General features: G+C 62.3%; 11 protein-coding genes. 8 read left to right on the forward strand and 3 right to left on the reverse strand.

Features of this window, described 5'->3' with window-relative positions:
• Positions 1–7 precede the first annotated feature (7 nt).
• A complete protein-coding gene (gene aspT / locus AC0L3P_RS07030) occupies positions 8–1,696 on the reverse strand; it encodes an aspartate-alanine antiporter (RefSeq protein WP_354055765.1) in 1,689 nt (562 codons plus the stop codon).
• 137 nt (positions 1,697–1,833) lie between these two features.
• Between aspT and AC0L3P_RS07035 the strand changes: the two genes are divergently transcribed.
• From AC0L3P_RS07035 to AC0L3P_RS07060, 6 genes are all read left to right on the forward strand, one after another.
• Complete coding sequence (locus AC0L3P_RS07035) at positions 1,834–2,499, forward strand: YoaK family protein (RefSeq protein WP_473301520.1); 666 nt, start codon at positions 1,834–1,836, stop codon at positions 2,497–2,499.
• Positions 2,496–4,238 carry a SulP family inorganic anion transporter gene (locus AC0L3P_RS07040; RefSeq protein WP_473301404.1) on the forward strand — a complete coding sequence of 581 codons (1,743 nt, stop codon included), beginning with the start codon at positions 2,496–2,498 and terminating at the stop codon, positions 4,236–4,238. The genes AC0L3P_RS07035 and AC0L3P_RS07040 overlap by 4 nt, the downstream gene beginning before the upstream one ends.
• Before the next feature lie 172 nt (positions 4,239–4,410).
• Positions 4,411–7,164, forward strand: coding sequence for a decarboxylase (locus AC0L3P_RS07045; protein ID WP_473301405.1), 2,754 nt, complete (start codon positions 4,411–4,413; stop codon positions 7,162–7,164).
• Between the two features lie 15 nt (positions 7,165–7,179).
• The gene (locus AC0L3P_RS07050) at positions 7,180–8,880 is read left to right on the forward strand and encodes an aspartate:alanine exchanger family transporter (RefSeq protein ID WP_473301406.1); all 1,701 of its coding nucleotides are present in this window, start codon (positions 7,180–7,182) and stop codon (positions 8,878–8,880) included.
• Between the two features lie 31 nt (positions 8,881–8,911).
• The gene (locus tag AC0L3P_RS07055) at positions 8,912–9,349 is read left to right on the forward strand and encodes a hypothetical protein (protein ID WP_007592965.1); all 438 of its coding nucleotides are present in this window, start codon (positions 8,912–8,914) and stop codon (positions 9,347–9,349) included.
• A gap of 174 nt (positions 9,350–9,523) precedes the next feature.
• Positions 9,524–9,979, forward strand: coding sequence for a hypothetical protein (locus AC0L3P_RS07060; protein ID WP_473301407.1), 456 nt, complete (start codon positions 9,524–9,526; stop codon positions 9,977–9,979).
• Positions 9,980–10,075: 96 nt separating this feature from the next.
• Here AC0L3P_RS07060 and ppk2 read toward each other — a convergent pair whose 3' ends face one another.
• Both ppk2 and AC0L3P_RS07070 read right to left on the reverse strand, forming a co-directional pair.
• On the reverse strand, positions 10,076–10,876 hold the full coding sequence (gene ppk2, locus AC0L3P_RS07065) for a polyphosphate kinase 2 (RefSeq protein WP_473301408.1): 801 nt from the start codon (positions 10,874–10,876) through the stop codon (positions 10,076–10,078).
• Positions 10,877–10,914: 38 nt separating this feature from the next.
• A complete protein-coding gene (locus tag AC0L3P_RS07070; RefSeq protein ID WP_354055753.1) occupies positions 10,915–11,367 on the reverse strand; it encodes a hypothetical protein in 453 nt (150 codons plus the stop codon).
• A gap of 180 nt (positions 11,368–11,547) precedes the next feature.
• Here AC0L3P_RS07070 and AC0L3P_RS07075 point away from each other — a divergent pair, with 180 nt between their 5' ends.
• Both AC0L3P_RS07075 and AC0L3P_RS07080 read left to right on the forward strand, forming a co-directional pair.
• On the forward strand, positions 11,548–11,958 hold the full coding sequence (locus tag AC0L3P_RS07075; protein WP_007610043.1) for a hypothetical protein: 411 nt from the start codon (positions 11,548–11,550) through the stop codon (positions 11,956–11,958).
• Positions 11,951–13,183, forward strand: coding sequence for an HlyD family secretion protein (locus tag AC0L3P_RS07080; RefSeq protein WP_275167495.1), 1,233 nt, complete (start codon positions 11,951–11,953; stop codon positions 13,181–13,183). The genes AC0L3P_RS07075 and AC0L3P_RS07080 overlap by 8 nt, the downstream gene beginning before the upstream one ends.
• The last annotated feature ends 50 nt before the right edge of the window (positions 13,184–13,233 follow it).

A 13,233-nucleotide genomic window follows, 5' to 3' on the forward strand; every position in this document is an offset into this window, starting at 1 on the left:
GCCTCCTTCAACCGGCGAAAGTGCTGGCCACGATGATCGGTCCAAGCACGGTCAGCACAACGTTTCCGACAGCATAGGGCACCGCGACGCCGAGCACCGGCGTCTGGCTTTCTGCAACTTCGCAGGCGCCGGTCACGGCGGCATCGACCGTCATGGCGCCGGCGAGCGCTCCGCAAATGATGACCGGGTTCATGCGAAGCACGCGATGCGCGAACAGGGTGGTCACAATCAGCGGTACCAGCGTGACGACCAGGCCCATGCCGACCAGCAGCATACCGTGCGACTGGATCGCGACCCAGGCTGCGTGGCCGTTGCCGAGTCCGATCGCCGCGATGAAGCCGCCGAGCCCGAGGTCGCTCAGCGTTTGCTGCGCGGCGGGCGGCATCGCACCCATGGTCGGCCGGCGCGAGCGCAGCCAGCCGCAGAAAAGTCCCGCTATCAAGGCACCGCCGCCGCCGCCCAGAGTCAGGGGCACTGAACCGATCTTGACGCTCGCGAGACCGGCGAGAAGACCTACGGCAATGCCTGCGGCAAGGAATGCAATGTCGGTACGGTCGTCGGAGCTCAGGATCTGTCCAACCTGCGAGGCGGCGCGCTCGATGTTGCGGGTGCTGCCGACCAGCGTCATGACGTCACCGACATAGACGCGGGTATCGGCGCTCAGGGGGACCTCGCGTCCCATCCGCGTCAAGGTGCGCAGGAACACGCCGCGCGCAGCGTCGCCAACGCGTTCAGCCACCTCCTTGACTGAGCGGCCATGGAGCTTGCGATTGTCGACGAGGACCTCGACCACGTTGCCGGGAAGCGCCTTCAGGATCTCGTCAGCGTCGATCTCGGTGCCAACAATCGGCTTTGCAGCGACGATGGCGGCGGTGCGGCCTGCGATAACGATGTCGTCGTTCGCTTCAAGAACAGTATCGCGATGCGGTTCGACGTCAGCGCCCTGGCGCACGATCCGCTCGATCACGCTGCGGCTGCCGATCTGGTCTTCGACGGCGCCGACGGTCCGTCCCGCCGCTGCCGACACCCGGTACGCGCGGGCCTGGAATTTTCGATAATGCAGATTTTCAGTTTGTGGCGGGTTGCCGCCCGAAAGCTCCGCCTCGAGCTTTGCAGCTTCCGCTTTCAGATCGATCCGCATCAATTTCGGCGCGACAAACGGCACGTACAGGAGCGTGAGGATATAGCCGAGTACGTAGGTGACGGCGTAGCCGGCGGCGATATTGGCGTCCTGTTGCTGCAGCACCTCTTTGGTCAGTCCGAGCTGGGATAGTGCGCCAGATGCGGTGCCGATGACCGACGATTGTGTCAGGGCTCCCGCAGCAAGACCGGAAGCGGTGCCGGGACCGAGCGCGAACACATGGGCAAATATGAGAACGATGACGAGGCCGGTACCACCAAGCACGAGCGCGAGCGCGACCTGAGCCAGGGTCCGGATGCTCAGCGAGGCAAAGAACTCGGGTCCGGATCGGTAGCCGATCGTGAACACGAACAGGCTGAAGAGAATAATCCTGAGCAGGGAAGGAAACGTGAAGGTGCCAAGCTGCCCGATCAGGACGGCAACGATGAGCGTGCACGCGGTGGTACCTATCGAAAAGCCGCGGATTCTGACGCGACCAAGAATGGTGCCGAGCGCGACGGACAGCAGCAGGAAAATTTCCGGCGCGGCGGATATGATCCATCTGACCGTGCTCATGGGCGGGCCCTCCAGCCATTTGCGCCAATCTGGTTGGTGATAGCCGCCGATGCTTGATCCAGATCAACCTCGCGGTCGGCCAGACGCTCCCTGTTGAGTTGCAGGATTTCAAAACCCGACGTTGGGGCAAGAGTACGATGGATACCACCGCCGCTTCGTCGATACGCCGCGACGAAACGGTGCCTGTCGCGCTGTTGCTGGCCTTCACCGGCGGCTATCTCGATGCCTATACGTGGATCGTCCACGGCGTCATGGCCAACGCCCAGACGGCCAATCTCGTCCTGCTGTGGGTCCACGGCTCCGTCGGCAACTGGGCGAAAGCGCTCCACTTCGTCCCACCGATCCTTGCGTTCGCGGTCGGTATCGTCGTCGCGTCATGGTTGCGTCGCGCGGCGGGAGAGCGCGCCATTGCCATCAGCATACTGCTGGAAATCCTCCTGCTGGTCGTTATCGCCGTCCTGCACAATCGCCTGCCGGATCTCGCGGGTACGCTTGGCATTTCGTTCGTCGCCGCCGTACAGAGCGCGGTCTTCACGAGAGTTGAGGGCGTGCCCTACAGCTCCGTCATGATCACGGGCAACATGCGGCAGGCAATTGAAGGGGTGTTTGCTGTAGCTTCTGGCGATGGGGCGCTGCGGCCTCCGGGCGTTTTCGCTGTCTTGTGCATCATGTTCGGCCTCGGCGCCGCGCTCGGCGCTTTCGCGACCAAGCAGATCCCGAATCTGGCGCTCGGCGTTCCCGTGATCGCGCTCCTGATCGTGCTGTTGCGTTGCGAAAGTCCCGGTGACGAGGCCAGCCCATGACCTCATCTGACCGCAGATCGCGCTGGACCTTCCTGTTTCCGCCCGCAATCTGGCTGGCGCAGTATCACAGTGCCTGGCTGCGTTCGGACGCAATCGCCGGAATCACCCTCGCGGCTTACGCCATCCCCGTGTCGCTGGCCTACGCGACTCTGGCGGGCCTGCCGCCCCAGATCGGCATCTACGGCTACATGCTCGGCGGCCTCGGCTATGCGCTGCTCGGGTCGTCTCGCCAGCTTGCGGTCGGTCCGACCTCCGCGATCTCGTTGATGATTGCGGCGACGGTCGGGACGCTGTCCGCCGGAGATGCGGCGAAATACGCCGAGATCGCAAGCCTGGCCGCATGCGCGGTGGCGTTGCTCTGTCTGATCGCGTGGTTGTTCAAGCTCAGCGTTCTCGTCCGCCTGGTGAGCGACAGTATCCTGGTCGGCTTCAAGGCCGGCGCGGGACTTACCATCATGATGAGCCAGTTGCCGAGCCTGTTCGGTGTCGCCGGAGGCGGTCACAATTTCTTCGATCGCGCCATCAAGCTCGCCGGCCAGCTCGGCGGCATCAATTGGCTGGTTCTGGCGATCGGAGCCATCGCGCTCTCGTTCCTGCTGGTGGGAGAGCGGCGGCTGCCGGGAAGGCCGGTCGGGCTCACGATCATGGCGCTGTCGATTGTCTTGGCAACACTGCTTGGCCTTCCGTCGCTTGGCGTACCAGTCACCGGGCAAATCCCAGAGGGATTGCCGGCTATCGGGTTGCCGAGTTTTGGTTTGTTGGAGCCCGACGAGCTCTTCCCGCTGGCTGCGGGATGCGTACTGCTGGCCTATATCGAAGGCGTCTCCGCCGCCCGCAGCTTTGCTGCCAAGCACGGCTATGCCCTCGATGTCCGGCAGGAGTTCTTGGGGCTTGGCGCGGCGAACCTCGTCACCGCCTTCGGCCACGGCTACCCCGTGGCCGGCGGGCTGTCGCAATCTGCGGTCAACGACAATGCCGGGGCGCGCACGCCGCTGGCCCTGGTGATCTGCTCGGCGACGCTTGCGCTGTGCCTGCTGTTCTTCACGGGTCTGTTGACAAACTTGCCCAAGGCAGTGCTGGCGGCGATCGTCCTCGCCGCCGTCTACAGGCTGGTGGACATCCGCGCGCTGTTGCGGATGTGGCAAGTCAGCCGCATCGACTTTTATGCCGCGGCGATTGCCCTTCTGTCAGTGTTGCTCCTGGGCATCCTGCAGGGCGTTTTGCTGGCGGCCGTCGCGTCGATCTTCCTGCTCCTGGCGCGGGCCTCGCGTCCGAATGTTGCTTTCCTCGGCCGGCTCCCCGGTACCGGCCGTTACTCCGATAATGCGAGGCATGAGGGCGTCGAGCCATTGGTCGGCATCATCGCGTTTCGACCCGAAGCCTCGTTGCTCTACATCAATGCTGAAACGATCCTGGAAACAGTGTTAGGCACCTTGCCGCTGTCGGTCGGCGCCAAACTGGTTGTCTGCGATCTATCGGCATCCCCCTACATCGATCTGGCCGGCGCGCGCATGTTGCACGATCTCTATGACGAACTCGCCTCCAGGAATATCACGTTCCGAATCGTCGGCGCGCACGCACAATTGCGCGATTTGCTGCGGGCTGAAGGCCTGGCGGAAAAGACCGACAGCGGAGCGTGGCTTCGTTCGGTTGACAGCGTACTCGGGGAGAGCACGACCGGGCAATCATCTGATGCCAATCCAAAAGATACACCCGACTTATGGGCGGGCCGGCTCTGATGCGATCTCACCATCGTCCTCAATCGGTCACGCGGTAGCGCCTTGGACGATGTCCGCATCGCAAATTGTTCCGGGCCTCTGCAAGGTGCTCGACCCTTGACTTGGATCAATGGACCGAGGTGGGCGGGCATCACGATCCCGGACGAGACGTCGCAAAGATCCGGAGAGAGACATGTCCAAGGACGCCAAGGCTGCAGAAAAGCGCATCGATCAGTTCATTTCCGGGCCCGGCGGACGGGCGGATGATTGGCGCGATCTGGTCGAGGCAGCGAAGGCATGGTCGCGCGGCGGCGACCGCACGAAGTACGATGCGGCGCTGGCTGATCTTTCCGTCATAGAGGAGTTTCACGGCTATCCCGGCCTGCAATTGATGGCGGCCTTGCGGGAAGCGGCAACGGCCGGGGATGCGGCGGAGTCACTTGGCCTTACGACGCGCATCACGCAGGCCTTGATGACACGATCCTTCCGCCAGCACGCCGGCGACTGGGATCCCAAGGACGACGGTGCCGATGCCTCGCCCGAGCTGGTGCCCTCGACCTTCGGATCGCATGGGGGCCATCGGCCCTATTTCGAAACACTGATTGTCACCGGCGTCTCTTCCAACCACTGGCCGGCGCTCGCCGCCGAATGGCGAAAGCTGCGACGTCCGGTGGATTCGTTTGTTTATGAGCCGGTGATCGTCGGCAGCCTCGAGGATGCCTTCTGCGCGACAATGCTCAATCCCAACATCGCGGCCGTCGTCATCAACGAAGGGTTCGGTCTGCGTTCGCGTCACGACGCGCCAATCCTGCGGACCATGACGGCCGGCGCGGGCCTCAATGACGAGGCCGACGCGTCCGCGCTCCGGCTTGCGCACATCATCAAGCGGGTACGTCCGGAGCTTGACATCTATCTGATGTCCAACCGCGACGTCGAGAAAATGGCTGGAGACCCCGAGGCCAACGTGGTTCGGCGGATATTCTACTCCATCGAAGAGCTTCTCGAGCTCCATCTCTCCATCCTCGAAGGCATCCAAGATCGCTTCGACACTCCGTTTTTCGACAATCTCAAGAAATACGCACAACGCCCGATCGGAACGTTCCATGCGCTGCCGATCGCGCGCGGCAAGTCTGTGTTCAGGTCCGACTGGATCCGCGACATGGGGGAATTCTACGGCTTGAACCTATTCCTGGCCGAGAGCAGCGCGACGACCGGCGGCCTCGACAGCTTGTTGGAGCCGACCGGCACCATCAAGAAAGCGCAGGACAAGGCGGCGCGGGCGCTCGGCGCAGATCGCGTGTTCTTCGTGACCAACGGCACCTCGACCTCGAACAAGATGGCAGTGCAGGCGCTGCTCGGGCCGGGCGACATCGCGATCGTCGATCGCAACTGTCACAAGTCGCACCACTACGGCATGGTGCTGGCGGGCGCCCAGCCGATCTATGTCGAAGCGTTCCCGATGACCGAGTATTCGATGTACGGCGCGGTGCCGCTGAAGACCATCAAGCAGGCGCTGCTGAATGCGCGGGCCGATGGCCGGCTGGACCGCGTCAAGATGCTCGACCTGACCAACTGCACCTTCGACGGCCACATCTACAACACCCGGCGGGTGATGGAGGAATGCCTCGCGATCAAGCCGGATTTGATCTTCCTGTGGGACGAAGCCTGGTTCGGCTTTGCGCGTTTCTCGCCGTTCCTGCGGCGACGGACCGCGATGGGCGCCGCCAACGAGATCGAGGCTTGGATGCATGATCCGAAATCGGTCGCGGCTTACGAGAAGCAGCAGGCCGAGCTCGGCAAGACCCCCTCGGACGAGGTGCTGCTCAAGACTCGTCTGATCCCGGATCCGCGTCAGATACGATTGCGCGTCTACCAGACCAACTCGACCCACAAGTCAATGTCGGCGATCCGGCAGGGGTCGATGCTATCGGTCAAGGACGTCGAATTCCACACCGTCGAGCAGCAGTTCAAGGAGGCGGTGTTCACGCACGCATCGACCAGCCCGAACCAGCAGCTCATCGCCAGCCTCGACGTCTCACGGCGCCAGATGGAGCTCGAAGGCTACGGTCTGGTGGCCAACGCGATCGAAATTGCGTTCGCGATCCGCAAGGCGGTCAACAGCAATCCGCTGATCTCGAAATACTTCCGGATTCTCGGTGCCGACGCGATGGTGCCGGCGCAATATCGCCAGAGCGGCTTCACCGACTATCTCGCAACAGGCATGAACTGGGCAAACGTCCTGAAGAGCCTGGACGACGACGAGTTCTGCCTCGATCCGACCCGCATGACCTTGGTGTGCGGCACCGCGGGCTACGACGGCACGCAGTTTAAGGGCATCCTCGCCAATGACTACAATATCCAGATCAACAAGACATCGCGCAACTCGGTGTTGTTCCAATCGAACATCAACAACACCCGCAGCGACGTCGCCCATCTGGTGAGGGTGCTGGCCGAGATCGCGGGCGAGGTCGACCGTGGCTTGGTTCAGGGCGGCGCCAACGCGAAGAAGACCTTCGAGGCGCGGGTCAAGAGCCTGATGACCGATGTGCCCGACCTGCCGAATTTCTCGCACTTCCACGACAGTTTCCGTGGCGATGCCGGCACCAAGACCAACGAGGGCGACATCCGTAGCGGCTTCTACTCGGCCTATGACGCAGCGGGGTGCGAATATATCCGGCTCGGCGATTCCGAGATCGACCGCCGCCTCAAGGCCGGGCCGGACCTCGTCTCCGCGAGTTTCGTGATCCCGTATCCGCCGGGCTTTCCGATCATGGTGCCGGGACAGGTGATCACGCAGGAGACCATTGACTTCATGCGAAAGCTCGATGTGAAGGAAATCCACGGCTACGACGCCAAGGAGGGGCTGAAGCTCGTACGTGCCGAAGCCTTGGCGAAGATTGGTCGGCCCAAGCCCGGCGCCGCGCCGAAGCTGAAGGCTGCATCGTAATAAAAGGGGACGGACATGCAGAGCTTTTTCACGTTCTTGCAGCAGAACCCGTTTCTGTTGCTGTTCTTCGTCGTTGGCGTCGCCGTCTGGATCGGCCGGGCCAGCATCAAGGGTTACGGCCTAGGCATGGTTGCCGGCGCCATCGTGGTGGGCGCCGGCCTATCTGTGTGGGCGTCGGTCTATGGCGTGAAGCTCGAGTTGAACAACTTTGCCAAGAGCCTCTTCTATTACCTGTTCATGTATGGGGTTGGCCTTCGTGTCGGGCCCTCTTTCATCAACAGCCTGAAAGGCGACGGCCTCAAGTTCTGCATCCTTGCGCTCGTGTCCAGTGTTATCGGACTTGCGCTGGTCGTGATTTGCGCCAAGCTGTTTGCGCTGCCAATTGGTGCTGCCGGCGGCATGCTGGCGGGATCTCAGACCATGTCTGCCGCGATCGGTTCGGCCGAGCAGGCTATCACCTCGGGTGTGGTGAAGCTCCCTGAAGGCATGAAGCCCGAGGACGCGTCTGGCATGATCGCGCTGTCCTACGGCATCACCTACATCTGGGGCACCGTCGGCATCATCCTGATCTGCAAATACCTGCCGCGCTGGTGGGGCGTCGACGCCAAGGCCGCAGCCAAGCAGTACGAGCAGGAGTTTGGCGTCAAGGACCTCGAGGGTGGCGGCCTGACCGGTTACCGGCAGTTCGGCCTCCGTGCCTACCGGCTCGATAATCCGGCCCAGGTCGGCATGAGCATTGCCAAATTCCGCACGATGAATCCCGAATACCGCATCGTCAATGTGGCGCGCCGAGGAGAACCGCTGGGTGCCGACCCCGAACTCGTTCTGGAAAAGGGCGACGTCGTCGCGCTCGGCGGCTCGACTGAGCATCTCACCGACAAGATGGGGCTGATCGGGCCGGAAGTTGCCGACGCCAAGGCGCTCGGCATTCCCATGGATCAGGCGGACATCCTCGTCACAAACAAGGCGATGGCGGGACGGACCTTTGAATCCTTCCGCGAGACGGCCATTGCCGGTCAGTTGCAGGTCACCAAGGTCGAACGTGGCGGCGTGCAGATTCCGGCCGGTCTCAAGACCGAGTTGCAGCGGATGGACATCGTCTCGGTGGTCGGCATCAAGTCGGCCGTCAACGAGCTCGGCGAGATGTGGGGCCGCATTGCACGGACCAACACCTCGACCGATCTGTTGACGCTCGCCGCCGGCATGATCATCGGCTTCCTGATCGGGATGATCGAATTCCCGGCCTTTGGTGCCAAGATCGGCCTCGGCAACGCCGGCGGTCTGTTGCTGTCGGGCGTGATCGTCTCATCGCTGGTCTCACGGCTGCGCTTCTTCGGCAATACGCCGAACGCGGCACGCAATGTGCTCGAGGATCTCGGTCTCGTAGTCTTCGTCGCCATCGTCGGCATCAATGCCGGCGCGGGACTACTGGCGCAGCTGACCGGGGCCGTGGCACTGAAGATCTTCGTTGCCGGCTTCATTGCCTGCACGATTCCGCCGTTCATCGTCTGGGCGATCGGCTTCCACGTCTTCAAGATCAACCCGGCCGTGCTGATGGGCGGCGTTGCCGGTGCGCGGTCGCACTCCGGCCCTTGCCGCGAAGCCGCGGTGGAGATCCAGAGCTCCGTGCCCTGGATTGGGTTCCCGGTCGGCTACGCCGTATCGGGCATTCTGCTCACCGTGTTCGGCTACTTCGCAATGATCCTGGCTCAATAGCTCGGCGTCAAAACCAGAGGAAAGAAAAGTCATGAGAAAAGTCGCTATCTATGCCGCCCTGGTCGCCTCGCTGGCAGGCGTCGCCGGATTCAGCACGCCATCGCGGGCAGAGACCGGCCAAGTTGCCGTTGTCTTCACCAAGGGCGGATTCATCGTTGGCGTCGGTGGGGGCGAGGGCGTTCTGCTGTATCGCGGCCACAAATATCCCTTCACCGTCTCGGGTATGAGCGTCGGCTTCACGATCGGCGCCTCGACCACCAAGCTGGTCGGTCGCGCCCTCAACCTGAGGGGACCGGAGTCGATCGAAGGCTCCTACGCTGTCGGCGGTGCGGGCGGTGCTATCGCTGCTGGCGCAGGTGCCGTTCAGCTACAAAACGGCAACGGCGTGATTCTGCAGCTTAGCGGGCCGAAGGTCGGTGCGGAGCTGTCAGCCGCTGTGGGGGGCGTGACGATAGCTTTGAAGCGGTAGAGCGGCAGTCGCGCCGCTTCGGCGGTCGCGGCACTCTAGCTGAATGGCGGCTGCTTTTCTCATGCACGTAGGTCGGGGAAGCGCCCGCAAATCAGCGCCAGGTCGGGTGCCAACCGCGTTTCGCGAGGCATCGTCGAAGCGGATCACGGCACCCATATCGAGGGAGGACATGCCATGCTTCGTTATCTACTAGCTTTTGTTGCGACCGTCGTTCTTCTCACGGCCACGCTCATTCCCGATGATGCCTATGCCCGCCGCGGAGGTGGCGGTGGTGGCTATCGCGGAGGTGGAGGGGGCATGCGCGCCGGAGGTTTCCATGGCGGCGGGGTTCATGCCGGACGCATCCATGGCGGAGGCGGACGCCACTACGCAGGAGGTCCGCGGCCAAGCCATCCGATTGCTGGTCGTCCTAGCCGTCCAGGTTACCCCGTTGCGGGCCGTCCCGGCCGTCCCGTCGCCGGTTATCCCGGAGGCTATCCGCGATATGGCTATCGAGGCGCGGCTTACGGTGCTGCTGCCGTCGGTGCGGCCGCCGCGGGCGCCTACGGATACTACAATAACAACTACAGTAACGGTTGTTATCAGGACACGTACGGCAACTGGGTCTGCCCCAACCAGTATCCGTATTGAGGGAAAGCGCTGCTGACGGGCCAGCGAAGTCCGTCGGCAGCATCGATCTGACCGTCAAAGATCTGACCGCACTGGCCGTGCGGCCCGATCACCTCGTCAATATCGCTCGGTGACGAAGTTCATTCCGCGCAGGCCGGCCTGGTCATTGTAGCGTCCTTTGTCGGAACGCTTCGGCAGCCTCACCTTGTCCTTCTTGATCCGCTTGTGCGGGATAGCCTCCAGGATGTGCGCGATACAGTTCAGCCGCGCCCGCCGCTTGTCGTCGGAGCGAATGATGTACCAAGGCGCCTCCTTCGTGCTCGTCTTCTTGAGCATCAGGTCGCGCGCGCGCGAATAATCATACCAGCGCTTGAAGGATTCGAGGTCCATCGGGCTCAGCTTCCATTGCCGCACCGGATCGTCGATGCGGGCGTTGAAGCGGCGCTCCTGCTCGTCCATCCCGACCTCGAGCCAGATCTTGATCAGGATGATGCCGCCATCGATGGCGTACTTTTCCATTTGCGGGCAGAGCGACAGGAAACGGTCGTGCTCGGCGGGCGAGCAGAACCCCATGACATATTCGACGCCGGCGCGGTTGTACCAGCTCCGGTCGAAGATCACGATCTCGCCGCCGGCCGGAAACTGCTTCATGTAGCGCTGGAAGAAAAGCTGCGTCTTTTCGCGATCCGATGGTGCCGGCAGCGCCACTACCCGGAATACACGCGGGCTGACCTTTTCGGTGATCGCCTTGATCGTGCCGCCCTTGCCGGCCGCATCGCGGCCTTCGAACAGGACGATGACTCGGAGCTTGTTTTCCTTTACATAATCCTGGAGGTGGCAAAGCTCGATCTGGAGCTTTTCGAGCTCCTTCTCGTAGTCTTTGCGCTTCATCCGCTCTGAGGCTTCAGCCTTTGCCATGCTTCGCGTTCCATTGCCTCGAGTTGGCCAAACCGTGATCAGTCGCCCCAGGAGATGGTGACCCCGATGTCGCCGGGCACGCCGTCCGGGAAGTCAATGACCTGATAGCCGATGCGATAGCCGCGCGGCTTGAGGTATTCGGTCCAGAGCTCGAAGATCTCCTTTGGAATTCCAGTCAGCGTTGTCTCCCAGCCCGCCTCCATCTGGTTGATCGCGCGGCCCTTGTCGGTGCACAGCGTATTCGGGAAGCGATAGACCTGCACTTCGGTCAGGCCGTTGCGAACCGCGCGCTGGATGATGGTCGAGGCGAGCTTGATCTTCTCCTCCTCGGTCTTGCCGGACGGTTTGCTCAGCCGTTCGATCAGAGCGCGTTTCTCGGCTTCGGCCGCGGCGGCGAGGCGAACATATTCCTCAGCCTTTCTGGCCTCCTCGAGCGCGGCTTCCTTGCGGATTTGCAGTGCGTTGGGAATGAGCTCATCGATGCCGGGCATGATTGTGCGTTCCTGGCTTGCTGTGGGATCGGAGTCAGGGCTAGGCTAGGTTTCGCGCCGTTCGGACCCTTGATTCATATCAAGCAATTTTCTCACCTGCGCGGCCAGGGTAACTAATCGGCGCGCAGACCGCCCTGATCCCTTCTGTGGAGGCGACCATTGAGCGAGCAACTTCATCCAATGGCCCCGCATCATCTGCCGTTCTATCTCGCGCCGGGAAGCGGGACGGACGTGCTGATGGTGGTGATGGGGATCTTTCTGGTCGGCAGCGTGCTCTGGGTTGGGACGCTGTATTGGAAGCTGCACAGCCTGCCGGAACGAATGGCCCACAAGTCGCAGAAGCTTCAGTTCGAGATCGTGGCCGTGCTGGGCATCATCTCGCTCTTTACGCACATGCACATTTTCTGGGTGGCTGGCCTTCTGCTCGCGATGATCGACTTGCCGGATTTCGGCACGCCGCTGCGGAGTATCGCAGGCTCGGTTGAGAGGATCGCCGACGCCGCGCCCGGCGAGGGTCGCGAGCCCGAACTCCCTAGCTTGCCGTCGGTCGAGAAGCCGATCGTCAAGGGGAAGGAACACAGCCATGTTTGAGCTCATGTTCTGCTCCCTCTTGACCATCCTGCCGGACTACCTCTACCGCCGTTATGCCCAGGGCAAACGGTTCGGCAAGGAAATCACTTTCTTTTCCATCTGGTATGAATTGCGATGGGGCATCACCGGCTGCCTGATGCTGACGATTTCGCTGATCACGATGATCTTCTACTTTCACCCGTCAACGACCTCGGCCGCGCTCTATTTTCGGACGGTCCCCATCCTTCCTGAAGGCTCCGGCCGCGTCGCGGAAGTCAATGTCGGCTACAGCGAGGCAGTGAAGAAAGGCGATGTGCTGTTCAGGTTGGACAGTTCGAAGCAGAAGGCCGCCTTGGAGACGGCCACGCGCAAGATCGCCGAGGTCGACGCCGCGATGACAAGCGCCGAAAACGACGTGGTCAAGGCCGAAGCGCAGATCCAGGAAGCCAAGGCCAGCCTTCAGCAGGCCAAAGACGAGCTGGACGTCAAGACGGAGCTGCAGCGCCGCAATCCCGGTATCGTCCCGCAACGCGATATCGAGAAACTACAGGTCGTGGTCAACCAGCGGCAGGCCGGTGTGGACTCGGCCACCGCGTCCAAGACGTCGGCGATGTTGCGGCTTTCAACGCTGTTGCCGGCTGAAAAAGCGAGCGGCCAGGCGGCGTTGGCTGAAGCGCAGGTCGATCTCGACAAGACCTTCGTTCGCGCCGGCGTCGACGGGCGGGTCGAACAGTTCTTCGTTCGGCCTGGCGATCTCGTCGCCCAGATCATGCGACCAGCCGGCGTGTTGATACCGGCGGATGCCGGCAGGGGTAGGCTGCAGGCCGGGTTTGGACAGATTGAAGCGGGGGTGATGAAGGTAGGGATGGTCGCGGAAGCGACCTGCATCTCCAAGCCGTGGGTGATCATTCCGCTCGTTGTCACCGATGTGCAGGACTACATCGCCGCCGGCCAGGTCCAGGCTGGCCAGGAATTGATTGAACTTCAGAATGCACGCAAGCCGGGTTCGATACTCGCCTTCCTGGAGCCGCTCTACAAGGGCGGACTTGAAGGCTTGACGCCGGGCAGCAGCTGCATCGTCAATGCCTATACCAGCAATCACGAGGAGATCACTGCGAAGGAGACGGGCACGGCTCGGGCCGTCGCTCTGCATGTCGTCGATGGCGTCGGGCTCGTGCACGCCATGCTGTTGCGAATTCAGGCGCTGCTGCTGCCGATCAAGACGCTGGTGCTGAGCGGGCACTGACCGGCTTCGCTTTGGTTTGAATCGCACTTCGGTTCAGCGATGCGCCTCAG

The sequence above is a fragment of the Bradyrhizobium sp. WSM4874 genome (assembly GCF_055811835.1).

Bases quoted from the DNA above. Each gene is read 5' to 3' on its own strand.
- aspT (WP_354055765.1), bottom strand. From the start codon at position 1,696: ATGAGCACGGTCAGATGGATCATATCCGCCGCGCCGGAAATTTTCCTG.
- AC0L3P_RS07035 (WP_473301520.1), top strand. From the start codon at position 1,834: ATGGATACCACCGCCGCTTCGTCGATACGCCGCGACGAAACGGTGCCT.
- AC0L3P_RS07040 (WP_473301404.1), top strand. From the start codon at position 2,496: ATGACCTCATCTGACCGCAGATCGCGCTGGACCTTCCTGTTTCCGCCC.
- AC0L3P_RS07045 (WP_473301405.1), top strand. From the start codon at position 4,411: ATGTCCAAGGACGCCAAGGCTGCAGAAAAGCGCATCGATCAGTTCATT.
- AC0L3P_RS07050 (WP_473301406.1), top strand. From the start codon at position 7,180: ATGCAGAGCTTTTTCACGTTCTTGCAGCAGAACCCGTTTCTGTTGCTG.
- AC0L3P_RS07055 (WP_007592965.1), top strand. From the start codon at position 8,912: ATGAGAAAAGTCGCTATCTATGCCGCCCTGGTCGCCTCGCTGGCAGGC.
- AC0L3P_RS07060 (WP_473301407.1), top strand. From the start codon at position 9,524: ATGCTTCGTTATCTACTAGCTTTTGTTGCGACCGTCGTTCTTCTCACG.
- ppk2 (WP_473301408.1), bottom strand. From the start codon at position 10,876: ATGGCAAAGGCTGAAGCCTCAGAGCGGATGAAGCGCAAAGACTACGAG.
- AC0L3P_RS07070 (WP_354055753.1), bottom strand. From the start codon at position 11,367: ATGCCCGGCATCGATGAGCTCATTCCCAACGCACTGCAAATCCGCAAG.
- AC0L3P_RS07075 (WP_007610043.1), top strand. From the start codon at position 11,548: ATGGCCCCGCATCATCTGCCGTTCTATCTCGCGCCGGGAAGCGGGACG.
- AC0L3P_RS07080 (WP_275167495.1), top strand. From the start codon at position 11,951: ATGTTTGAGCTCATGTTCTGCTCCCTCTTGACCATCCTGCCGGACTAC.